Here is a 21,645-nt window from a genome sequence, read left to right on the forward strand (position 1 = left end):
CCTCGCCGCACGCCTGCCCGCCGCACGCCTGCCCGCCGCACGCCTGCCCGCACCCGCCGCACGCCTGCCCCGCACCCACCCGCCTCTCTCCGATCTTGTGATGCGCTGCAGCCCCGTTCCTGCGCAGATCATCAAGATCGATTCCGTCCGTCCGCCCGCCAGCTCGCGCCTGCCCGCTCACCCTTTCCCGATCTTGTGAGAGGGCGCTGCCCCGTTCCTGTGCGGATCATCAAGATCGGGAAGGGGTGGGGTCGGGCGGAGCGGGCGGGCCGGCGCCAGTGGGGAGGCCGGCGCGAGTGGGGAGGCCGGCGCGGGCGGGAGGGCGCGAGCGGGAGGGGCGGTGGGTCAGGCTCGGAGGGTGTCGGAGGGGGAGGTGCCGTAGCGCTGGCGGTACGCCGCGGCGAAGCGGCTCGGGTGGGTGAAACCGTAGCGGTACGCCACCTGCGCGACGGTGGTGCCCGGCGCGGCCTGGCGCAGCTCGTCGTGGACCAGGCCGAGCCGGAGTTGCCGCAGGTAGGTCATCGGTGGCATGCCGACGTACCTCTGGAAGCTCTGCTGTAGTGAGCGCACGCCGACGCCGGCGATGTGGGCGAGGTCGGCCACCGTGAAAGGACGGCCCGGCTGTGCCCGCATCGCCTCGACGACGCGGCGGATCGCGCCGGGCGCCGCGAGGGCGGGGCGGTGCTGTTCCATGGCGTCCCGGTAGCGGTGCCCGGTCGCCGTGAGCAGGCCGCTGACCAGGGTTTCCCGCAGCCGGGCGCCGACCACGGGGTGCAGGGTGAGCCCGGCCTCGCTGGTGTCCGCCGCGATCATCCGGGCCAGCCGTCCCCAGGCCGCGCCGGCGCCGCGGGTGAGGTCGAGGTCGGCGGCCAGGTCGATCGGGCCGCGGATCGGCGCGTCCAGGATCCGGGCCAGCTGGTTCTCCAGCTCGGCCCGCGCGATCTTGACGGCGATGATCCGGCAGTCGCCGGCCCAGTGGTCCACGACGGTGTCGCCGGTGGGCCGGTAGACGCCGGCGTTCGCCGGGGTGGCCAGGTGGGTCCGGTCGCTGCCCTGGTGGAACGCCATGTGACCGGCGAGCGGCATGTTGACGTGGTACGCGCCGAGTTCGCCGGCGCGGACCGCCACGTCCATGCCGAAATGGAGATCCCCGACCGTGACCGCGTCGTCGCCGCCCACCGCGAACGTGGCCGTCCAGTCCGGCCGGGTGGCCAGGACGTCGACGTCCATCGTGTAGAAGTGGTCGTTCAGCATCTGCCGCGCGTGCTCGACGTCGCGGATCGCATGAGTCACGGGTAACACGACGTACAGCTTGACGTTTCAATTGACGCCTTGCCAAGCGGGCGTCACCGGCCGTGATCGCCGTCCGTCCCTTGTGGGCTCAGGAAACGGAGATCGAACCCCGATCGTGTGAATGGCGACACTGAGCCGGCGGTCACGCGACCGGGTGGTCGCCACATGACCTAGCCTCCTAGGATGCCTTAAAGGGTGTGGTGGTGGTGACTGCGCGTCGGCGGGGGCAACGCGGCTGGTTATAGTTGCCCGGCGAGCGATCCGGCGAGGTCGTGAGTCGAGGTGCCGAGCGGGGGCCCGGGCCGAGGGGGAGAGGACTGGCGTGATGTCGCAGCAGCCTGCGCCGTCCATCGAGACCTCCAACCGCATCTTCACCCTGCCCAACGTGATCAGCTTCCTGCGGCTGCTCGGCGTCCCGCTCTTCCTCTATCTGCTCCTGGTGCCGAACCACGACGTCGCCGCGGTGATCGTGCTGGCGATCGGCGGCTCGACCGACTGGGTGGACGGCTACCTCGCCCGCCGGATGAACTCGGTGAGCCGGCTCGGTGAGCTGCTCGACCCGTTCGCGGACCGGCTCTACATCCTGGCCACGCTGATCGGCTTCACGGTCCGCGAGGTCATCCCGTGGTGGCTGACCGCGGCGCTGCTGGCCCGCGAGGTGGTGCTCGGGGTCGCGCTGCTGGTGCTGCGCCGGCACGGGTTCGGGCCGCCGCCGGTGCACTACGTCGGCAAGACCGGCACGTTCCTGCTGCTGGCCGCGTTCCCGATCATCCTGCTCGCCGAGGCGGTCCCGGAGTGGGCCGGCTGGGCGTACCCGACCGGCTGGGGTCTGGCCTGGTGGGCGCTCGGCCTCTACTGGGCGGCCGCCGCGCTCTACCTGATCCAGACGGTCCGGCTGCTCCGGTCGGACCGGGAAGCACCGGTCCCGTCGTGACGGTTCCGGATCCGGACGGCGGCTCGGGCAAGCGGACGTACGGCCCGGACTTCCTGACCGCCCTGTTCCAGAATCCCCTCGATCCCGGGTACGCCGACGCGGCCGCCCGCAAGGCCGAGGGCCGCGGCCGCACCGGCGTGGCGAGGCGGGTGGCGAGCGGCTCGACCGCGCTGATGCTCCTGGTGATCGGCTTCCTGCTGGTCGTCGCGTACCAGCAGACGGTCGCCGAGGAACCGGCCCGCACGGTGGCCCGCGACGAGCTCGTCGACCAGGTGGAGAACCGCCGGGAGGAGACGGCCGATCTCCAGGCCCGCGCGGACGAGCTGGCCGAGGAGGTCGCCGGCCTGCGCGAGAAGGAGCTGACCGGCGCGGCCCTGGCCCGGCTCCGCGACCTGGAGGCGGCCACCGGGTTCGCCACGGTGCACGGCGACGGCGCGAAGATCACCCTGTCCGACGGGCCGACCTCGGTCGACCCGGTGACCGGGGAGCGGCGCACCGAGAGCCGGGTGAAGGACACCGACCTCCAGCTCGCCACGAACGCGCTGTGGAGCGCCGGCGCCGAGGCCATCGCGATCAACGGGCAGCGGCTCACCGCGACCTCGACGATCCGGCAGGCCGGCGAGGCGATCCTGGTCAACGTGCAGCCGGTCGCGTCGCCGTACGAGGTGGTCGCGATCGGGCCGGGCGACCTGGCCGGCGACTTCCGGTCCGGCTATGCCGGGCACTTCTTCGAGACCCTGGTCGCGCGCTACGGCATGGCGTTCGACGCGACCGAGGTGAAAGACGTGACGCTGGAGGCGGCGACCGAGCTGAAGCTGCGGGTCGCGACTCCGAGCACCCCTCCGCCCGCGCCGTCGGGCTCCTCCTCTTCGTCGCCGGACGGCTCCGGATCCCCCGTGCCGTCCGGCTCTGCGTCGGAAGGCGGCCGATGATCGCCGTACTCGCTCTGCTCGCCGGTGTCCTGCTGGGCATCGTCTTCCACCCGGCCGTGCCGCCGGAGCTGGTGCCCTATCTGCCGATCGCGGTGGTGGCGGCGCTCGACGCCGTGTTCGGCGGGGTGCGCGCCAAGCTGGACGGCATCTTCGACGACAAGCAGTTCGTCGTGTCGTTCATCTCGAACGTGCTCGTCTCGGCGCTGATCGTCTATGTGGGCGATCAGCTGGGCGTGGGCGGTCAGCTCTCCACCGGCGTCGTCGTGGTGCTCGGCGTCCGGATCTTCGGTAATGTCGCGGCGATCCGCCGGCACCTCTTCCGGGCATAGGACGGTACTGCGATGACCGATCGGGACGAGCTCGCGGACGAGAAGCAGGCGCCCCCTCCTTCGGGTGAAAAGGAGGACGCGGCTGAACCCGTACCCGCAAAGAATGATCTTGATCACGAGAAGGCAGAGCCCAATCAAGATCCAGATCAAGAGCCTGCGGGTACGAGGGAACCGAAGCGCACCCTTCGCCGGCCGGCGCCCGCCGGGACGCTGATCTGGGTGCTGCTGGCGCTGCTCGGGTTCACGCTCGTGGTGCAGCTGCGCAGCAACGACGCGGACCACGGGCTGGCGACCGCCCGGCAGGAGGACCTGGTGCGCATCCTCAGCGACCTGGAGGCGCAGGACAGCCGGCTGCTCTCCGAGATCCAGGCGCTCGAGACGACCCGCCAGCAGCTCAACTCGGGCGTGCAGGGCCGGGAGGCGGCCCTCGCCGAGGCGAGCAAGCGCAGCGAGGAGCTGGGGCTGCTCGCCGGGACCGTCCCGGGCCGCGGTCCGGGACTGGAGATCACCCTGCAGCGGGTGAAGGCGTCCGACATTCTCAACACCGTTCAGGAACTGCGCGGTTCCGGCGGTGAGGTGATGCAGCTGAACGGCGAGAACGGCGTCGCCGTGCGCGTCGTGGCGCAGACCTATTTCGTCGATGCCCAGGGCGGTGGAATCATCGCTGACGGCGTGCATCTGACGGGCACGTTCCGTCTTCTGGTGATCGGCCCGGCCGCGACCATGAGCACCGCGCTGCAGATCCCGGGCGGGGTGGTCGCGTCGGTGAAGAACGACGACGGTAGCGTGACCATGGACTCGCGCTCCATGGTCGAAGTGACCGAGGTGCGTAAGGCGACAGCCTTGCAGTACGCGCGTCCGGTTTCGTGAAAAACGGAGGAAGCGTTGATTCCTGAGGATCTGCGGTACACCGCGGAGCACGAGTGGGTCGCCGGTGACGGCAGTGGCCCGGTGCGGGTGGGCATCACCCATTTCGCGCAGGACGCGCTCGGTGACATCGTGTTCGTGCAGCTGCCCGACGAGGGCACCGTGGTGCAGGCGGGCGACTCGCTCGGGGAGATCGAGTCGACGAAGAGCGTCTCGGAGATCTACGCGCCGATATCGGGCACCGTCGTGGCGAAGAACGCCACTCTCGCGGACGAGCCGGAAATCATCAATGGCGAACCCTACGCGGCCGGCTGGCTCGTGGAGATCGCGCCGGACGATGCGTCGGTGCTCGATTCGCTGCTCGACGCGGCGGCGTACCGCGCGCTCACCGAGAGCTGATAAAGCGTATATCGGTCTCCGCGAGTCTTGTTGCTCAGCGATATTGGCGCTGACTAGGCTCGCGGGGACTACACGCAGAACTGTTATTCCTTTGAAACCGATAGTCGTGCGTCGGGCCTCGGACGGCCCCGGCGACCTACTGATCCGTGAGGTGGTCCGATGACGCGCCCAGACGACGAGTTCCCCCCACTCGACGTCACGTCCACGCTGAACCTTGGCGCCCTTGACGAGGTGCTCGAGGGACCCGAGACCGACGTGGTGCCGGCCCGGATGTCCGGGTCGCTGCCGCCCGGGATGGCGCTGCTGGTGGTCCGCCGGGGACCGAACGCGGGTGCCCGGTTCCTCCTGGACCACGACGTGACGACCAGTGGGCGGCACCCGGACAGTGACATCTTCCTCGACGACGTGACGGTTTCCCGTCGCCACGCCGAGTTCCACCGCGACGGCGGCACCTTCACGGTCCGCGACGTCGGCTCGCTCAACGGCACGTACGTGAACCGGGAGCGCGTCGAGGCCGCGACCCTGAGCAACGGCGACGAGGTCCAGATCGGCAAGTTCCGTCTGGTGTTCATCGCCGGTCCGCGGCCGGAGGGCGAGGGCGGCCGGGCGTGAACGCGTCGGGGGCGGCCGCGCGTGACCCCGGAGCCTCGGGCGCAGCGTCCGGGCGTGAAGGTGCGCTGATGAGCATCGGGGAGGTGCTGGCACATCTGCGCACCGAGTTCCCCGACACCACGATCTCGAAGTTGCGGTTCCTGGAGGCGGAGGGTCTTGTCGACCCGCAACGCACCGCCTCCGGGTACCGCAAGTACTCGTGGAACGACGTGGCCCGGCTGCGTTTCGTGCTGACCGCGCAGCGGGACCAGTACCTCCCGCTGCGGGTCATCCGCGAGCAGCTGGACCGGATGGAGCAGGAACCGGCGGTGCCGCAGCGGCCCACGCTGGTGGCGGTGGGCGCCCAGCGTCCCGCCGACCCGGCGGACACCCGCATCCCGAAGGCGGACATGCTGGAACGCACCGGCGTGGGCGAGGGGCTGCTGGCCGAGCTGGAGCAGATGGGCCTGGTCACGGCTCGCCCGCCGGGGTGGTACGACGCCGACGCGGTGATCATCGTGGAGGCCGTGGTCGGGCTCACCCGGTACGGGCTGGAGGCGCGTCACCTGCGCGCGTTCCGCAACGCCGCGGACCGGGAAGTGGGCCTGTTCACACAGCTGCTGGCGCCGCTCGCGCGCCAGCAGGACCCGGCGGCCCGGGCCCGGGCCGCCGAGACGGCACGTGACCTGCAGGCGCTCTCGCAGCGGCTGCATGCGGCACTGGTCCGCTCCGGCCTGCGCGGCGAACTCGGCCGCTGACCCGGTTCGGCCTACCCTTTGCGGGGTATGCCGCACGGATCGGGCACCGCGTGTATGCGTGTACCGTGCAGGTGAGGGGCGGCTGGGCGATTCGTGACAGCCAGGGGAACGACGAACACGGAGGCGGGCGGTGCGCGAGCTGAGCGTGGTCGGGGTCCGGGTGGAGCTGCCCAGCAACCAGCCGATCGTTCTGCTGCGGGAGGTCGACGGCGACCGTTACCTCCCGATCTGGATCGGTGCGGTCGAGGCGACCGCCATCGCGTACGAGCAGCAGGGGGTCAAGCCGGCCCGTCCGCTGACCCACGATCTCCTGCGGGACATCCTCACCGCGCTGGACGCGCCGCTGAAGGCCGTCGAGATCACCGAGTTGAAGGACAACGTCTTCTACGCCGATCTGCTGATCGGTGACGATCTGCGGGTGTCGGCCCGGCCGAGCGACTCGATCGCCCTGGCACTGCGGGTGGGCGCGCCGATCCGCTGCGCGGACCAGGTGCTCACCGAGGCCGGCATCGTGATCCCGGACGAGCAGGAGGACGAGGTCGAGAAGTTCCGCGAGTTCCTCGATCAGGTCCGCCCCGAGGACTTCGCCGGTTAAGAGGGATGGCGCAGGCCGAAGCGTCTGACTTATCGACGCTCGCCGAAGGAAAGGCTCGCCCGGACGCGGCGTGTCGTGCGGTTACCTCCCTGTTTCCGCCGGGGCTGAGATATACGCTCGTGAAGTCCAGGTGAACCGGCACACCGCCTGAAAGTTCTTGGGCAGGGGGAGGTATTCGCGTGCACGAGCAGCCTCTTGAAGGCCCACTCGTCGGCGAGGACGGCTCGGTCGGGTACCGCGGGGTCACGGCGTGTCAGGCCGTGGGTATCAGCTACCGCCAGCTCGACTACTGGGCCCGGACCACCCTGGTGGTCCCGAGCGTGCGGGACGCCACCGGCTCCGGCACCTCACGGCTCTACTCCTTCCGCGACCTGGTGGTCCTCAAGGTGGTGAAGCGCCTGCTCGACGCGGGTGTCTCGCTGCAGAACATCCGGCGGGCGATCGACACGCTGCGCTCCCGCGGCGTCGAGGACCTCGCCGAGATCACGCTCATCTCGGACGGCACGACGGTCTACGAGTGCCGCTCGCCGGAGGAGGTCGTCGATCTGCTCCAGGGCGGGCAGGGCGTGTTCGGCATCGCGATCGGCGGCGCGTTCAAGGAGATCCAGGGCTCGCTGTCGCACCTGCCGGCCGAGCCGGCCGCGCCGCAGCCGGTGGGCCGCGACGTCGCGCAGGAGCCGAGCGAGGGCGACGAGCTGGCGGCGCGCCGGGCCCGGCGCCGGGCCGGATAGCGGCGCTCGCCGAGGGATAGCGGTCAGCCTCTGACCGCTTCGCACGGTAGCTTCGCCGGGTGACTGAAGCCATCCAGGTTCGCGGCGCCCGGGAGAACAACCTTCTCAACGTCTCCGTCGACATCCCGAAACGGGTGCTGACGGTCTTCACCGGGGTCTCCGGCTCCGGCAAGTCGTCGCTCGTCTTCGGCACCATCGCGGCCGAGTCGCAGCGGCTGATCAACGAGACCTACTCGGCGTTCCTGCAGTCGTTCATGGGGAGCCCGGCGCGGCCGGACGTGGACGCGCTGCACAACCTGAGCGCCGCCATCGTGGTCGACCAGGAGCGGATGGGCGCGAACGCCCGGTCCACGCTGGGGACGGCCACCGACGCGTACACGCTGCTCCGGATCGTCTTCTCCCGGCTCGGCGAGCCCGGGGCGGGCAGCGCCCTGGCCTACTCGTTCAACGCCGAGGGGATGTGCCCGGGCTGCGAGGGCCTCGGCCGGGTGTCCACGATCGACGTGGCCCAGCTGGTCGACGTCTCGAAGTCGATCAACGAGGGTGCGATCACGGTGCCGAACTACACGGTCGACGGCTGGTACGTCCGCGGCTTCGCCGAGTCCGGGCTGTTCGACCCGGACAAGCCGGTGCGCGACTTCACCCCGGCCGAGCTCGAGGACTTCCTGCACAAGCCGGCCACCAAGATGCGGATCGCCGGGATCAACACCACCTACGAGGGCCTGGTCGTCAAGGTCCAGCGGTCGTTCCTGAGCAAGGACCGGGAGGCGCAGCAGCCGCACATCCGCGCGTTCATCGACCGTGCCGTGACCTTCCAGAAGTGCCCGGACTGCGACGGCACCCGGCTGCGCGCCGAGGTGCTCGCCTCGAGGATCGACGGGCGCAACATCGCCGAGTGCTCGGCCATGCAGGTCAGCGACCTCGCGGACTTCCTCGCCGGGATCAGCGCGCCGTCGGTCGCGCCGGTCCTCGCGGCGCTGCGGCAGAACCTCGACTCACTGGTCGAGATCGGACTCGGCTACCTGTCACTGGACCGCGAGTCGGGCACCCTCTCCGGCGGTGAGGCGCAGCGGGTCAAGATGGTCCGGCACCTCGGCTCGCCGCTCACCGACATCACGTACGTCTTCGACGAGCCCACGGTCGGCCTGCACCCGCACGACATCGAACGGATGAACGGCCTGCTGCTGCGGCTGCGCGACAAGGGCAACACGGTCCTCGTGGTCGAGCACAAGCCGGAGACCATCGCGATCGCCGACCACGTGATCGATCTCGGACCGGGCGCGGGGCCGGCCGGCGGGCGCATCCAGTTCGAGGGGACCGTGGCGGGGCTGCGGTCCTCCGGCACGGTCACCGGGAGGTACCTCGGGCACCGGGTGGGTCTCAAGCCGGCGGTCCGCCCGTTCACCGAGGTGCTGCCGATCCGCGACGCGAACACCCACAACCTGCGGGACGTCTCGGTGGACATCCCGCAAGGCGTGCTCACCGTCGTGACCGGGGTGGCCGGCTCCGGCAAGAGCTCGCTGATCTACGGCGCCCTGCCGCAGCGGGACGGCGTCATCGTGGTCGACCAGTCGGCGATCCGCGGCTCCCGGCGCAGCAACCCGGGCACGTACACCGGCCTGCTCGACCCGGTCCGCACCGCGTTCGCGAAGGCCAACGGCGTGAAGCCGGCCCTGTTCAGCGCGAACTCGGCGGGCGCCTGCCCGAACTGCAAGGGCATCGGCCTGGTCTACATGGACCTCGCCATGATGGCCGGGGTGGCGACCGTCTGCGAGGAGTGCGAGGGCAAACGGTTCACCGCCGAGGTGCTCGGCTACAAACTGCGCGGCCGGGACATCAGCGAGGTGCTGGCCATGCCGGTCACCGACGCCCTGGAGTTCTTCACGGAGAGGCCGGTCCGCCTCATCCTGGACCGGCTGGCCGCCGTCGGCCTCGGCTACCTCACCCTCGGGCAGCCGCTCAACACCCTGTCCGGCGGTGAGCGGCAGCGCCTCAAGCTCGCCGTCCATATGGGCGGTGGCACCGCCACCTACCTGCTCGACGAGCCGACCAGCGGCCTGCATCTGGCCGACGTCGATCAGCTGCTGGCCCTCCTGGACCGGCTGGTCGACGCCGGCAACACGGTCGTGGTGATCGAGCACCACCTCGCCGTGATGGCGCACGCCGACTGGATCGTCGACCTGGGCCCGGGCGCCGGGCACGACGGGGGACGGGTGGTCTTCACCGGAACCCCCGCCGGCCTGGTGGCAGCGGACACCCTGACCGCCCGGCACCTGCGCGCCTACTGCGCCGGCTGATCGAGGAAGGCCAGGGCGGTGGAGGCGAACAGCGGGGAGTCGACCACGTTGTAGTGGGTGAGACCCGGCAGGATGGCGAGGGCGTGCCCGCCCTTGGGACGACCCTCGCCCATCCAGCCGCCGTCCCGCTGCCCGCCGTCGAGCAGCGCGAACACCTCGACGAAGTGGCTCGGCGGGCACATGTCCGCGTCGGCCGCCATGATGAGCGTCGGGACCTGGAGGCCGCGGACCTGCTCGGTGAGGTCGTAGTCCTTCGCCATCGTCTCGCCGATCTTGTCGAGGAGACGCGGGAAGTGATCCGGGTGCGGCGCGACCCGCTGGTACAACTCGTACATCGGGGTGTCCTTCATGTACTCGACGGCCGCGCCGGTGACCTGGCCCTGCTGCTCCAGGATCTCCGGATGGATGGCGTCGCGCCGGATCCCGGCCGAACCGGAGACGGCCCGGCCGATCTTCTCCGGGTGCCGGATCGCGACCTGGAGCGCCACGCCGCCGCCCAGCGAGAAGCCTGCGACGTCCGGCTTCTCCAGGCCCAGGTGGGTGATCAGCGCGGCGATGTCGTCGGCCATCGTCGCGGTGTCGATCGGCCGGTCCACGTCCGCGGTCCGGCCGTGTCCCTGCAGGTCGGGGAGGATGACCTGGTGATCGGCGGCGAACCGGTCCAGGTTCGCCCCGAACATCTCGCCCGAGCCGAGGCCGCCGTGCAGCAGCACGAGGGGCCGGCCCGAACCGTGGATCTCGTAGTAGAGGTTGATGCCGTTCACGTCTGCGTAAGCCATGCCCGGTAGACCCGGCGGGTGGCGCGGACTCATCGGTGGTGGCGCGGGAATTTTCCGGTCGGCTAGATTCGCAGCGTGACCGACATCGAGGCACAGCTGGAAGCGTTCCGCCCGGAGCTGACCGGGTACTGCTACCGGATGCTCGGGTCCGGCTTCGAGGCCGAGGACGCCGTGCAGGACACGATGATCCGGGCCTGGAAGGGTTACCAGGGCTTCGAGGGCCGGTCCGCGCTGCGGTCCTGGCTCTACCGGATCGCCACGAACGTGTGCCTCACCATGCTGGGCAGCGCCCAGCGCCGGGTGCGGCCGATGGATCTGGGCCCGGCCGGTTCCGGCCGGGCGACCGACCCGGGCGAGCCGAGACCCGAGGAGATCTGGGTGGGGCCGGTTCCGGACGAGAGGCTTTTCGAGCGTACGGATCCAGCGCACGTGATCGCCGAGCGGGAATCGGTGCGGCTCGCCTTCGTCGCCGCGCTCCAGCTGCTGCCGGCCAAGCAGCGGGCCGTGCTGATCCTGCGCGAGGTGCTCGCCTGGTCGGCGCAGGAGGTGGCCGAGCTGCTCGACACCTCGGTCCCCAGCGTGAACAGCGCCCTGCAGCGGGCCCGCGCCACGATCGCCGCCTCCGGCCCGGCCTCCTCCGACGTCTACCGCCCTCTCGACGGCGATCAGCGCGAGCTGCTGGCCCGCTACGTGAAGGCGTTCGAGGAGTACGACCTCACGGCCCTCACCGCGCTGCTGCACGAGGACGCCACCCTGTCGATGCCGCCGCTGCCGCTCTGGCTGCGCGGCCACGACGACATCACCGCGTGGATGAGCGGCACCGGCAGCGGCTGCGAGGGCTCCCGGCTCGTGCCGACGGCCGCGAGCGGGCTGCCGGCGTTCGGTCAATACCGGGTGGCCGCCTCGGGGGAGGGGCACGAGCCGTGGGCGCTGATCGTGCTGGAGATCTCCGGCGGCCGCATCGCCGGCGTCAACAACTTCCTCGACACGGCCCGCCTGTTCCCGCTCTTCGGCCTCCCCGCCCGCCTTCCCTGAGTCTCGTCGGATCTCGTCAGGTCTCGTCGTCGGTCAGGGCGTCGGTCAGGGTGTCGGCCAGGCCGAGCACCGTCAGCAGCGCCACCAGATCCGGCGTGGGGTCGTGGAGGCGGAGCTGCCACCCGTACCTCCGGGCGGTGAGCCGCAGCCGCAGCAGCGCCTCGACCGTCGCGACGCCGGGCCGTCCCGGCCCGGCGAGCCGGCAGGTCACCATCCCGGGCGCCCGGCCCCGCAGGAGCGCGGCCAGATCGGCGCACAGGGCCGGGATCTCCGCGCGGCCGATCCCGGTCGCCACCGGGAAGAACGTCGCCATACCCGGTACGACCCGCCGCGGCCCCGGAACTCATCGGCCCCGCGGGGCCACGCCGCGAAGTATCCGCACAAAACGCGCATCACGGCTGCATACCCTGCATTCGTGATTAACTTCCGGCACCTCGCCACCACCGTCGGCCTGACCGCCACCCTGCTCGCACCGGCCACCGCCGCCACCGCCGCCCCGGCCGCCTACCCCGGCGACGCCGCCTTCCTGACGGCCGCCCACCAGGTGAACCTCGCCGAGATCGCCGCGGGCCGGATCGCCTTCACCAAATCCGCCGACCCGGTCGTGAAGGGCCTGGCCGTCACCTTCATGCGCGACCACATCCGGCTCGACGGCCAGCTCACCCAGGTGGCCCGGCAGCTGCGCGTCCCGCTCCCGCCGGAGCCGAACGAGGAGCAGCAGTCCCTGGCCCGCGGCTACGAGGCGGCCGGCCCGGACACCTTCGACGAATACTTCATCACCACCCAGCTGGCCGCCCACCGCAAGTCCCTCGCCATGGTCGAGGCCGCGGTGGCCGAGGGCGACAGCGCCGAGGTCCGCACCCTGGCCGGCGGCGCCGCCCCGGTCATCGAGCGGCACCACGACGCCCTCCACGAGGCCGCCGTCGAGGAGGGCATCGCCGGCTACCTCGACCACGGCGGCCGGGCCTGATCCGGCCGCGGCCGGGGGCACGACGACGCCGGCGGCGGGTGAGGCCGCCGGCACCGCCGCCGGACCGAGGCGCTCGCGGGCCTGACCACGGTGCCGGGCCGGATGACGACCGGTCCGGCCGGACCGGTGTTCCCGGCCGTGTCCTCGAGGTGGAGGACGCGATCGCGTTCCGTCACCTCAGCGAGGCCACCATCGGGGTGCCGACCCACTGAGGCGGCTCGACCGTGATGGACTTCTCGACGGCGATGGCGTGCCAGAGGCAGAACATCGCGACCGTCCAGACCTTGCGGGAGCGGTCGGCCTCGTCCCGGCGGTGCTCGGCGAGCAGGCCCCGGGCGTAGTTCAGGTCGATCAGGTCGCCAGCCTGGGAGGTGGCGAGCAGCCAGTCCACCCAGTCGCCGATCGGGCCCTTCAGCCAGAGCCGGGTCGGGGTGGGGAAGCCCAGCTTGTCGCGGTCGCGGACGGACTCCGGGACGATGCCGCGCATCGCCTCGCGGAAGGCGTGCTTCGTGGAGCGGGAGCCGGAGGGCAGCTTCAGCTCGGTGGGCAGGCCCGCCGCGGCGGCGTAGACCTGCTGGTCGAGGAAGGGGACGCGCAGCTCGAGGCTGTGCGCCATGGACATCCGGTCGGCCTTCACCAGGATGTCGCCGGGCAGCCAGGTGTGCAGGTCGACGTACTGCATGGAGGCCACGTCGTCGACGTCGGCGGTCTCGGCGTAGAGCCGGGCCGTGATGTCGGTGTGCGGCTGGGCGGTGTAGCGCAGCAGGCGGGCCTTCTCCTCGGGCGTGAAGATCCGGGCGTTGCCGTAGTAGCGCTGCTCGATCGGGGTGGTGCCGCGCTCCAGGAAGGACCGGCCGCGGACGCCCTCGGGCAGGACCTCGGCGAGGTGCTTGAGGCCGCGCTTCACGCCGGGCGGGAGCCGGTCCACGCCGGCCAGCGACAGCGGCTCCCGGTAGATCTTGTAGCCGCCGAAGAGCTCGTCCGAGCCCTCGCCGGACAGGACCACGGTGACGTGCCGGGACGCGGTCTGCGCCAGGAAGTAGAGCGGGATCAGCGACGGGTCGGCGATCGGGTCGTCGAGCAGCCGCACGATCCGGGGGAGGGCGGCCAGCACGTCGTCGTCGCTCACCACGGTCGGCGTCAGCCGGACCCCGAGTTGCCCGGCCGTGTCGGCGGCCACCTCGATCTCGGAGTAGCCGCCGGCCCCGAAGCCGGCGGTGAAGGCGTGCAGGTCCGGCTTGATCCGGGAGGCGAGGGCGACGATCGCCGAGGAGTCGACGCCGCTGGAGAGGAACGCGCCGACCGGCACCTCGGCGTGCATGTGGCGGGCCACGCTCGCGGTCAGCGCGTCCTGGATCGCCTGGTATGCGGCTTCCGGCTGGACGTGCAGCGGACGCAGCGACGGCTTGAACCAGCGGTGCTGGCGGACCCCGCCGCCCGGCGTCCAGACGATGCGGTGGCCCGGCGGCAGCCGGCGGATGTGCCGGTGCAGGGTGAGCGGGTCCGGCACGTACTGGAAGGTCAGGTAGTGCGCGAGGGCGTCGGTGTCGAGGGCGTTGCCGGCCGGCGCCGCGAACGGGTCGAGGGCCTTGCGCTCGCTCGCCAGGTGCAGGCCGTCGGCGGTCTCCAGCAGGTAGAGCGGCTTGATCCCGAAGGCGTCCCGGGCCGCGTGCAGGGTGCCGGTGCGGTGGTCGTACGCGACGAACGCGAACATGCCGCGCAGCCGGGGCAGGGCCGCCTCGCCCCAGTGGTGGAAGGCCGCGGCGAGCACCTCGGAGTCGCCGTCGGTGGCGAAGGCCGCGTCGTGGTTGCGGATCAGGTCGGCCCGCAGCTCCCGGTAGTTGTAGATCTCGCCGTTGAAGACCACGGTCCAGCGGCCGGCGTAGTGCAGCGGCTGCGCCGACAGCTCCCGGTCGATGATGGCGAGCCGGTTGAAGCCGAACGCGAACCCGTCGCCGTACTCGATCCGGGTGTCGTCCGGTCCCCGGTGGTGCATGGTCGCGAGGGCCGCCTCGAAGGCGGCCGTGGTGTCCGCGTCGGGCGGCCCCGCGTCGGGCCGGCTGCTGACGAACGCGCTCAAGCCGCACATGGAAGTCTCCTGGTGTCGCAAAGGGAAGGCGACCGTAGGACGGCGGTTGTGAAGAACCTGTGCGGTTCCGGCAGGGATCCGCTTTCTCATCGCTATCTCACCGGTTCTTGACATTCCTTGGGCGGGCTCGCCCCGAGAGGTCACAATGCGACCCGTGACAGCCCGCATTCTCGTTGCCGACGACGATCCCAAGCATGCCCAGCTGATCCGCCTCTACCTGGAGCGCGAGGGGCACCAGGTGCTCACGGTGGGTGACGGCCGGGCGGCCCTCGACCAGGCCCGGGCGCGCAGGCCGGACCTGATCGTGCTGGACGTGATGATGCCGCTGGTCGACGGCCTGGACGTGTGCCGGATCCTGCGCGCCGAGTCGGACGTCGCGATCGTCATGGTGACGGCCCGCTCGGCGGAGAACGACATGCTGCTCGGCCTCGACATCGGCGCCGACGACTACCTGGCGAAGCCGGTGAGCCCGCGCGAGCTGACCGCGCGGATCCGGGCGCTGCTGCGCCGGACCCGGAACAACGCCGACACCGACGTGCTGCGGGTCGGCGACCTCGAGGTGGACGGGCCGCGCTTCGAGGTGCGGGTGGCGGGCGAGCCGACCCGGCTCACCGCGAAGGAGTTCGGCATCCTGGAGCTGCTGGCCCGCGAGCCGGGCCGGGTCTTCACCCGGGCGCAGATCCTGGACAAGGTGTTCGGCTTCGAGAACGACGTCTCGGACCGCACGGTCGACGCGCACGTGGTCAACCTCCGCCGCAAGATCGAGAAGGACCCGGCCGAGCCGCGGTACGTGCAGACCGTCTACGGCCGGGGATACCGGATGGCCGAGCAGTGAGCTTCCGGCTCCGGATCTTCGTGCTGGTCCTGGTCGTCGCGGTGACCGCGATCGGCGCGACCGCCTACCTCACGATCAGCCTGACCTCGCGCGAGGCGGCCCGGGTCGACCAGGCCCGGGACGAGCACGAGGCGGCGATCGTCGACGAGATCCGGCGGTTCGGCATCCGGAACGGCCGGTGGGAGGGGATCGACACGGTGGTCGGGGCGATGTCCGGCCGGACCGGCCTGCACATCCGGGTGGTCACCGAGGACCGCAAGGTCGTGCTCTCCGACTCGGACAACCTCGACGGCCGGGCGGCCGGGCCGGTGCAGCTGCTGGCCCGGCAGGCCGACCCGGCGCCGGCGCTGGACCCGCTGATCGTCAGCGCCGCCGGCCAGCTGGCGACGGCGGCGGCGCTCACCGGGGACGGCCGGGACGCCGCGGGCCGGCCCCGGCGGGACCGGGGCGCGCCGGTGGCGTCCCCGGCGATGCCGTCGCTGCCGGACGACCTGTTCGGCCCGATCCCGCCCGGCGACCCCGGCACGCAGACCCTCTACCAGCTCGCGCAGTACCGGGCCGCGCTCGTGAAGGTGCGCTGCATGGCCGAGCAGGGTCCCTGGCCGCCGACGCTCGCGTCGGTCGAGCCGCCGTACCTGGACGTGAAACAGCTGGCCGCCGAGCCGGCCTGCGCCGCGTCCGCGGCCAACCGGGTGCGCGACGACCGCGGCTGGCTGCTGAGCTGGTGGACCGACATCGGGGTGTGCCGGCTGTCGATGCCCGCGTACGACGACTGCCTCACCACCACCTTCGCCCAGGCGGCGCTCTCCACGTCCGCGGTGCCGGTGGAGATCTACTTCGGGGCGCCGCCGGACACGGCCGTCACCGAGCTGGGCCGGCCCGCCGGGTTCGCGGTGCTCGGCGTGGTCGTGGCGGCGGCGCTCGGCACGGCCTGGATCGCCCGCCGGGTGAGCCGCCCGGTGCGGCTGCTCACCGGGGCGTCGCTGCAGCTCGCGGCGGGCCGGCTGGACGTGCGGGTGCCCTACGGCGGCGGGGAGGACGAGCTGGCCGCGCTCTCCAACTCGTTCAACTCGATGGCCGAGGCGCTGCAGCGCAGCGAGGAGCGCCAGCGCCGGCTGATCGCCGACGTGGCGCACGAGCTGCGTACGCCGCTGTCGAACCTGCGCGGCTACCTGGAAGGGCTGGCCGACGGGGTGATCGAGCCGAGCCCCGAGCTGTTCGCCTCGCTGCACGAGGAGACCCTGCTGCAGCGCCGCATCCTCGACGACCTCCAGGTGCTGGCGCTCGCCGAGGCGGGCGAGCTGGAGTACGCGCCGGCGCCCTGCGACCTGGCCGAGCTGGCGGCGACAGCGGTGACCGCCCATCGCGCGGTGGCCGGGAACGCCGGCGTCGAGCTCGTCGTGGACGCCCCCGAGCCGGTCGAGGTGCGCGCCGATCCGGATCGGACCCGTCAGGTGCTGGGCAACCTGCTGAGCAACGCCATCCGCTACACGGACGCGGGCGGGCGGGTGGAGATCCGGGTGGGGCGCGATGCGGCGGGAGCCTTTCTTTCGGTACGGGACACCGGCGTCGGCATGACACCCGAGGAGGTGTCCCGGGTGTTCGACCGGTTCTGGCGTGCCGATCCGGCGCGGCAGCGCACCACCGGCGGCTCCGGCCTGGGGCTCACGATCGCCCGCCGGATCGTCGCCGACCAGGACGGGAGCCTGGCCGTGGAGAGCACGCCCGGCCTGGGGACCACGTTCACCGTGCGGCTGCCCGCCGGGTGACTTTCGTGGGATTCCCCGGACCCGGGGGACCGTCGCCGATCGGGAACGGGCAGGATCTTCTCCGAGCTCTGACTTTCCGGAAGGACCACCGATCGTGTCGCTGACCCAGCAGGCGCCCGCGCCCCTCACCCCCGTGCCCGCCGCCGCCGACCAGGCCGTCCTGATCGTGCACGGCAGGGACCGGACCGGGATCGTCGCGGCGATCAGCGCGGTGCTCGGCCGGCACGACGCCAACATCGTGCAGCTGGACCAGCACTCCGACAACCCGCACGGCGGCGCGTTCTTCCAGCGCACCGTGTTCAGCCGGCCCGGCCTCAAGGCCGCCCTCCCGGCCATCGAGAACGACCTGCGCGAGCAGCTCGCCGACGGCTTCGAGCTGGAGTACACGCTGCGCGACCTGTCGGTGCCGAAGCGCGTCGCGATCTTCGCCTCGAAGGACGGGCACTGCCTGCTCGACCTGCTCTGGCGGCACCGCCGCGGCGACCTGCCGATCAACGTGTCGATGGTGATCTCGAACCACCCGGACATGGCCGACGAGGTGCGCTCCTTCGGCATCCCGTTCTTCCACGTGCCGTCGCAGGGGCCGGACAAGTCGGCCGCCGAGGCGCAGAACCTGCAGCTGCTCGCCGGCAACGTGGACTTCATCATCCTGGCCCGCTACATGCAGATCCTCTCCGGCGACTTCATCGAGCGCGCCGGGGTGCCGATCATCAACATCCACCACAGCTTCCTGCCGGCGTTCATCGGGGCCGGGCCGTACGCCAAGGCCAAGCAGCGCGGGGTGAAGCTGGTCGGGGCGACCGCGCACTACGTGACCGAGGACCTGGACGAGGGGCCGATCATCGAGCAGGACGTGGTCCGGGTGAATCACGCGCACACGGTGGCGGATCTGCAGCGGCGGGGCGCCGACGTGGAGCGGGCGGTGCTGTCCCGGGCGGTCATGTGGCACGCCGAGGACCGGGTGATCCGGCACGGCAACCACACGATCGTCTTCCCCTGATCGTTCCTACAGCAGCGCGGTGATCACCTTCTCGAAGGAGGCGGTCAGCTGATCCTGGTCGGCGGTGCTCAGGGGTTCGAGCCCCGCCGACCGGAGGATGACGACGCCCAGGGCGGTGGCCAGGACGAACTGGGCGTTCACCGATATCTGCGGATTTTCCGGGTTTGTCCCGGCGGCGGTGGCGAGTCGTGCCGCTATCGAGGCGAGGGTGTCCAGCCGGATCCGCTCGGCGGCCTCGTCGCCCGACGAGCGCAGGAGCAGCAGCAGCTGGTTCGGCGCCTTGCTGTGCGCGCCGGCCATCCGGGCCGCGAGCTCCCGCGGCCCACCCTCGAACGCGGTCTGCTTGAGTTCGTCGACGGTCCCGCGCAGGCAGGCCCGGAACAGCCCCTCCTTCGACTCGAAGTACCGGCTGATGAGCGCCACGTTCACCCCCGCCTCGGCGGCGATGTCCCGCACCGACGTGGCGGTGTAGCCGTCGGCAGCGAACCGCCGGCGCGCCGCGTCGAGCAGCAACTGCCTGGTGGCGGCCGCATCCCGGCGCCGCGGAGTCGTCATGATCTCAGCTTACCGATCACCGGATGTCACATAAACACTCGTTGACTTGGCGATTCCGCAGACGGGCCGGGCATGCGCCGCGGGATCGGCGGGGCGTGGTGGGCGGGGACTGACAGGAGAGGGGCGCGACCACTCACTCAGGTGGCCCGGCGCCCGGCTCGCGGTCCGGACGCGCCAGCGGCCGGCGAGCGGTGGTGGGCACCTCGGCGGGAGCGGCGGTCCGCACCACCCACCCCGCTGCGACATGCCATTGACCTTGATCTTGATCTTGGGTGGGGCGGTGGAGTGCTGCGAGCTTCGCCACGACGCCGCACGCTGCGTCAAGACTGTTGTCAACACCGCTGACATCCGCCCGGCAAAGGTGTTGTCAACGGTGCTGACAACTGCGATGCTTGGGGTGCGGCCGCGGGTGGCGTGGCTGCGGAACGGGGTGTCACATGCCTTCCGGCATCGTGGTCGGCGAATCGGGGCCGTGCGGTCCCGGCGCTGCCCGCGGAATCGGCGCTCAGCGAATGATCGGCACGGAGAGCGTGATCGGCGCGGGTGGCGTGATCGGCACGGGCAGCTTGATCGGCGCGGGTGGCGAGGTCTCAGCCGGGCTCGGCGGCCAGCTTCTCGACGCGGTCGAGGAGGGCTGTCACCAGCTCCTGGAGGACCGTCTCGTCCTCGATGCCGGCGAAGTGCTGGGCGGCCGCGGCGATGTTCGGGTAGCGGCGGACCGGCAGCGCCCGGTATTCGCGGGACCAGGCCGACTCGTCGCCCTCGCGGCTCGAGGCGTCCATCGCGGTGTAGGCGCTGATCATCGCGGCGTAGGACATCACGGTGTCGTCGAAGACGCGGTGCTGCACGGCGGCGCTCTCGTCGGAGAGGCCGGCCTCGCGCAGGGCGCCCAGGATCTCCTCGGCCAGGCGGAACTCGCCCTGCCGGCGGGTGGTCCGCAGCGCCAGGATCGGGGCGATCGCCGGGTGCGCCACGAACGAGCGGACCATCTCCTGGGCCAGCCATTCGAGCCGGGCACGCCAGGCGAGATCGTCCGGGAGACCGTCGACGATCGCGCCGAGCAGGCGGTCGGCGACCTCCAGAACGATCTGATCACGGTCCCGGAAATGCCGGTAGACCGCGGTCGGGTCGACCCCCAGCTCCTTGCCCAGGGCCCGGATGCTCAGCGCGTCCGCGCCGGCGTTCTCGGCCAGGCGGCTCGCCGCGTCGACGATCAGCTCGGGGGTCAGCGCCACTCGGGCTCGCAATTTCTCTCCCATTTCCGGCTCGGGCAACCGACCAATGTTAGTGCTCCCCCCAACTCGGCACCGAGGTGCAACCCATGAACCGACAGTCATTGAGCGACGTGAGTTACTCCACCTATTGGCTGGCCGACCCCGGACGGCCCGCCGTGCGCGGACCGCTGACCGGGGAGCTCGCCACGGACCTCGTGGTGGTCGGGGGCGGATACACCGGGCTGTGGACCGCGATCAACGCGAAGGAGCGGAACCCGGAGCGTGACGTCGTCCTGATCGAGGGCGGCCGGATCGGGCACGCGGCGTCCGGGCGCAACGGCGGCTTCGTCGCGGCGAGCCTCACCCACGGCTTCGCGAACGGATACAGTCGCTGGCCGTCCGAGATCGCCGAGCTGGAACGGCTCGGCCTGGAGAACCTCCAGGGCATCGAGGACACCATCAACCGGTACGGCATCGACTGCGAGTGGGAGCGCACCGGCGCCCTCGACGTGGCGACCGCGCCGCACGAGGTCGAGGCGCTGCGCCAGGGCGTAGAGCTGGCCCGGTCGCAGGGTGTCGGCGTCGAGTTCATGGACCACGACGCGGTGCAGGCCGAAGTGAGGTCGCCGCGGTTCCTGGCCGGCGCCTGGGACCGCACCGGCACCGCCATGGTCAACCCGGCGAAGCTGGCCTGGGGACTCGCCGAGGTGGCCGAGCGGCTCGGTGTGCGCATCTTCGAGGGCACGTTCGCGACCGAGCTGGCCCGCGACGGCGCCGGCATGGCGGTGCGCACGCCGCTGGGCCGGGTACGCGCCCGGCACGTGGCCCTCGGCACCAACGTGTTCCCGTCGCTGGTGAAGCGGACCCGGCTCTACACGATCCCGGTCTGGGACTACGCGCTGATGACCGAGCCGCTCACCGCCGACCAGCTCGCGGCGATCGGCTGGCGGAACCGGCAGGGCCTCGGCGACTCCGGGAACCAGTTCCACTACTTCCGGCAGACCGCCGACAACCGCATCCTCTGGGGCGGGTACGACGCCATCTACCACTACGGCGGCAAACTGGACCCGTCGCACGAGCACCGGCAGGAGACGTACCACCGGCTCGCCGACCACTTCTTCGACACGTTCCCGCAACTGGAGGGCCTGCGCTTCTCGCACGCGTGGGGCGGCGCCATCGACACGTGCACGCGGTTCTCGGCGTTCTTCGGGCGGGCGTACGGCGGCCGAGTCGCGTACGCGGCCGGATACACCGGGCTCGGCGTGGCCGCGACCCGCTTCGGCGCCGACGTGATGCTCGACATGCTGGACGGTCTCACCACCGAGCGGACCGCCACCCGGATGGTGCGCTCGAAGCCGCTGCCGTTCCCGCCCGAGCCGGTCCGCTGGGCCGGGGTGGAGCTGACCCGGCGGTCGCTGGCGCACGCCGACGCCAACGGGGGACGGCGGAACCTGTGGTTGAGGGCGATGGACGCGGTCGGTTTCGGTTTCGACAGCTGACCAACCCTCGATCTTGAACGCGTCCCCACCCGCCGCCGCGCGATCTTGAACGCGTCCCCACCGCCCCCGCGCGATCGTGGACGCGTCCCCACCGCCGCCGCGCGATCTTGGACGCGTCCCCACCGCAGCCACGCGATCTTGAACGCGTCCCCACCTTCCGCCAGATCTTGGACG

General features: G+C 71.5%; 22 protein-coding genes. 16 read left to right on the plus strand and 6 right to left on the minus strand.

The features are described from left to right. Window positions 1-345: 345 nt before the first annotated feature. A complete protein-coding gene (locus tag AB0G10_RS29395) occupies window positions 346-1,293 on the minus strand; it encodes an AraC family transcriptional regulator (RefSeq protein ID WP_360928688.1) in 948 nt (315 codons plus the stop codon). A gap of 325 nt (window positions 1,294-1,618) precedes the next feature. Here AB0G10_RS29395 and AB0G10_RS29400 point away from each other — a divergent pair, with 325 nt between their 5' ends. From AB0G10_RS29400 to AB0G10_RS29445, 10 genes are all read left to right on the plus strand, one after another. After that, window positions 1,619-2,227, plus strand: coding sequence for a CDP-alcohol phosphatidyltransferase family protein (locus AB0G10_RS29400; RefSeq protein ID WP_360928691.1), 609 nt, complete (start codon window positions 1,619-1,621; stop codon window positions 2,225-2,227). After that, complete coding sequence (locus tag AB0G10_RS29405; RefSeq protein WP_360928694.1) at window positions 2,224-3,159, plus strand: DUF881 domain-containing protein; 936 nt, start codon at window positions 2,224-2,226, stop codon at window positions 3,157-3,159. The genes AB0G10_RS29400 and AB0G10_RS29405 overlap by 4 nt, the downstream gene beginning before the upstream one ends. Further along, window positions 3,156-3,488 carry a small basic family protein gene (locus AB0G10_RS29410; RefSeq protein WP_014445295.1) on the plus strand — a complete coding sequence of 111 codons (333 nt, stop codon included), beginning with the start codon at window positions 3,156-3,158 and terminating at the stop codon, window positions 3,486-3,488. Before AB0G10_RS29405 ends, AB0G10_RS29410 begins: the two co-directional genes overlap by 4 nt. 219 nt (window positions 3,489-3,707) lie before the next feature. Next, a complete protein-coding gene (locus tag AB0G10_RS29415) occupies window positions 3,708-4,358 on the plus strand; it encodes a DUF881 domain-containing protein (protein WP_360928697.1) in 651 nt (216 codons plus the stop codon). A gap of 15 nt (window positions 4,359-4,373) precedes the next feature. Further along, window positions 4,374-4,754 (plus strand): glycine cleavage system protein GcvH, encoded by a 381-nt coding sequence (gcvH, locus tag AB0G10_RS29420; RefSeq protein ID WP_360928700.1) that lies wholly within the window; start codon window positions 4,374-4,376, stop codon window positions 4,752-4,754. Window positions 4,755-4,913: 159 nt separating this feature from the next. Beyond that, complete coding sequence (locus tag AB0G10_RS29425; RefSeq protein ID WP_360846783.1) at window positions 4,914-5,366, plus strand: FHA domain-containing protein; 453 nt, start codon at window positions 4,914-4,916, stop codon at window positions 5,364-5,366. A 68-nt stretch (window positions 5,367-5,434) separates the two neighbouring features. Continuing rightward, a complete protein-coding gene (locus tag AB0G10_RS29430) occupies window positions 5,435-6,103 on the plus strand; it encodes a MerR family transcriptional regulator (RefSeq protein WP_360928703.1) in 669 nt (222 codons plus the stop codon). 130 nt (window positions 6,104-6,233) lie between these two features. Then, a complete protein-coding gene (locus AB0G10_RS29435; protein WP_127553215.1) occupies window positions 6,234-6,698 on the plus strand; it encodes a bifunctional nuclease family protein in 465 nt (154 codons plus the stop codon). Between the two features lie 179 nt (window positions 6,699-6,877). After that, window positions 6,878-7,429 carry a MerR family transcriptional regulator gene (locus AB0G10_RS29440; RefSeq protein ID WP_360928706.1) on the plus strand — a complete coding sequence of 184 codons (552 nt, stop codon included), beginning with the start codon at window positions 6,878-6,880 and terminating at the stop codon, window positions 7,427-7,429. Window positions 7,430-7,488: 59 nt separating this feature from the next. Then, window positions 7,489-9,726, plus strand: coding sequence for an excinuclease ABC subunit UvrA (locus AB0G10_RS29445; protein ID WP_360928709.1), 2,238 nt, complete (start codon window positions 7,489-7,491; stop codon window positions 9,724-9,726). Here AB0G10_RS29445 and AB0G10_RS29450 read toward each other — a convergent pair. Beyond that, a complete protein-coding gene (locus AB0G10_RS29450; RefSeq protein WP_360928712.1) occupies window positions 9,711-10,505 on the minus strand; it encodes an alpha/beta hydrolase in 795 nt (264 codons plus the stop codon). The genes AB0G10_RS29445 and AB0G10_RS29450 overlap by 16 nt on opposite strands. 75 nt (window positions 10,506-10,580) lie before the next feature. On the opposite strand from AB0G10_RS29450, the gene AB0G10_RS29455 reads away from it, so the two are divergent. Continuing rightward, a complete protein-coding gene (locus tag AB0G10_RS29455) occupies window positions 10,581-11,540 on the plus strand; it encodes a sigma-70 family RNA polymerase sigma factor (protein ID WP_360928715.1) in 960 nt (319 codons plus the stop codon). Window positions 11,541-11,556: 16 nt separating this feature from the next. Here AB0G10_RS29455 and AB0G10_RS29460 read toward each other — a convergent pair whose 3' ends face one another. Continuing rightward, a complete protein-coding gene (locus AB0G10_RS29460; RefSeq protein WP_360928718.1) occupies window positions 11,557-11,853 on the minus strand; it encodes an STAS domain-containing protein in 297 nt (98 codons plus the stop codon). Between the two features lie 102 nt (window positions 11,854-11,955). Between AB0G10_RS29460 and AB0G10_RS29465 the strand changes: the two genes are divergently transcribed. After that, window positions 11,956-12,510: a DUF4142 domain-containing protein gene (locus AB0G10_RS29465; protein WP_360928720.1), complete on the plus strand. Its 555-nt coding sequence runs from the start codon at window positions 11,956-11,958 to the stop codon at window positions 12,508-12,510. A 172-nt stretch (window positions 12,511-12,682) separates the two neighbouring features. Here the strand turns inward: AB0G10_RS29465 and asnB are convergent, their stop codons facing one another. After that, window positions 12,683-14,590 carry an asparagine synthase (glutamine-hydrolyzing) gene (asnB, locus tag AB0G10_RS29470; protein WP_360928723.1) on the minus strand — a complete coding sequence of 636 codons (1,908 nt, stop codon included), beginning with the start codon at window positions 14,588-14,590 and terminating at the stop codon, window positions 12,683-12,685. A gap of 154 nt (window positions 14,591-14,744) precedes the next feature. Here asnB and AB0G10_RS29475 point away from each other — a divergent pair, with 154 nt between their 5' ends. The 3 genes from AB0G10_RS29475 to purU all read left to right on the plus strand — a co-directional run bounded on the left by AB0G10_RS29475 (window position 14,745) and on the right by purU (window position 18,203). Beyond that, window positions 14,745-15,434, plus strand: a complete 690-nt coding sequence (locus tag AB0G10_RS29475; RefSeq protein WP_360928726.1) for a response regulator transcription factor — start codon at window positions 14,745-14,747, stop codon at window positions 15,432-15,434. After that, the gene (locus tag AB0G10_RS29480) at window positions 15,431-17,203 is read left to right on the plus strand and encodes an ATP-binding protein (RefSeq protein WP_360928729.1); all 1,773 of its coding nucleotides are present in this window, start codon (window positions 15,431-15,433) and stop codon (window positions 17,201-17,203) included. Before AB0G10_RS29475 ends, AB0G10_RS29480 begins: the two co-directional genes overlap by 4 nt. Before the next feature lie 94 nt (window positions 17,204-17,297). Further along, window positions 17,298-18,203: a formyltetrahydrofolate deformylase gene (gene purU / locus AB0G10_RS29485; RefSeq protein ID WP_360928732.1), complete on the plus strand. Its 906-nt coding sequence runs from the start codon at window positions 17,298-17,300 to the stop codon at window positions 18,201-18,203. A 6-nt stretch (window positions 18,204-18,209) separates the two neighbouring features. Here the strand turns inward: purU and AB0G10_RS29490 are convergent, their stop codons facing one another. After that, window positions 18,210-18,758 carry a TetR family transcriptional regulator gene (locus tag AB0G10_RS29490; RefSeq protein WP_360928735.1) on the minus strand — a complete coding sequence of 183 codons (549 nt, stop codon included), beginning with the start codon at window positions 18,756-18,758 and terminating at the stop codon, window positions 18,210-18,212. A 590-nt stretch (window positions 18,759-19,348) separates the two neighbouring features. After that, window positions 19,349-20,005, minus strand: coding sequence for a TetR/AcrR family transcriptional regulator (locus AB0G10_RS29495; protein WP_360928737.1), 657 nt, complete (start codon window positions 20,003-20,005; stop codon window positions 19,349-19,351). A gap of 74 nt (window positions 20,006-20,079) precedes the next feature. Here AB0G10_RS29495 and AB0G10_RS29500 point away from each other — a divergent pair, with 74 nt between their 5' ends. After that, window positions 20,080-21,471 carry an FAD-dependent oxidoreductase gene (locus tag AB0G10_RS29500; protein ID WP_360928740.1) on the plus strand — a complete coding sequence of 464 codons (1,392 nt, stop codon included), beginning with the start codon at window positions 20,080-20,082 and terminating at the stop codon, window positions 21,469-21,471. Window positions 21,472-21,645: the final 174 nt, after the last annotated feature.

This window comes from Actinoplanes sp. NPDC023714 (assembly GCF_040639855.1).
Lineage (GTDB): Bacteria > Actinomycetota > Actinomycetes > Mycobacteriales > Micromonosporaceae > Actinoplanes.

Excerpts from the sequence above, each read along its gene's own strand:
- AB0G10_RS29425 (WP_360846783.1), top strand. The coding sequence starts at position 4,914 with ATGACGCGCCCAGACGACGAGTTCCCCCCACTCGACGTCACGTCCACG.
- AB0G10_RS29460 (WP_360928718.1), bottom strand. The coding sequence starts at position 11,853 with ATGGCGACGTTCTTCCCGGTGGCGACCGGGATCGGCCGCGCGGAGATC.
- AB0G10_RS29475 (WP_360928726.1), top strand. The coding sequence starts at position 14,745 with ATGCGACCCGTGACAGCCCGCATTCTCGTTGCCGACGACGATCCCAAG.
- AB0G10_RS29490 (WP_360928735.1), bottom strand. The coding sequence starts at position 18,758 with ATGACGACTCCGCGGCGCCGGGATGCGGCCGCCACCAGGCAGTTGCTG.
- AB0G10_RS29400 (WP_360928691.1), top strand. The coding sequence starts at position 1,619 with ATGTCGCAGCAGCCTGCGCCGTCCATCGAGACCTCCAACCGCATCTTC.
- AB0G10_RS29410 (WP_014445295.1), top strand. The coding sequence starts at position 3,156 with ATGATCGCCGTACTCGCTCTGCTCGCCGGTGTCCTGCTGGGCATCGTC.
- AB0G10_RS29450 (WP_360928712.1), bottom strand. The coding sequence starts at position 10,505 with ATGGCTTACGCAGACGTGAACGGCATCAACCTCTACTACGAGATCCAC.
- AB0G10_RS29430 (WP_360928703.1), top strand. The coding sequence starts at position 5,435 with ATGAGCATCGGGGAGGTGCTGGCACATCTGCGCACCGAGTTCCCCGAC.
- AB0G10_RS29500 (WP_360928740.1), top strand. The coding sequence starts at position 20,080 with ATGAACCGACAGTCATTGAGCGACGTGAGTTACTCCACCTATTGGCTG.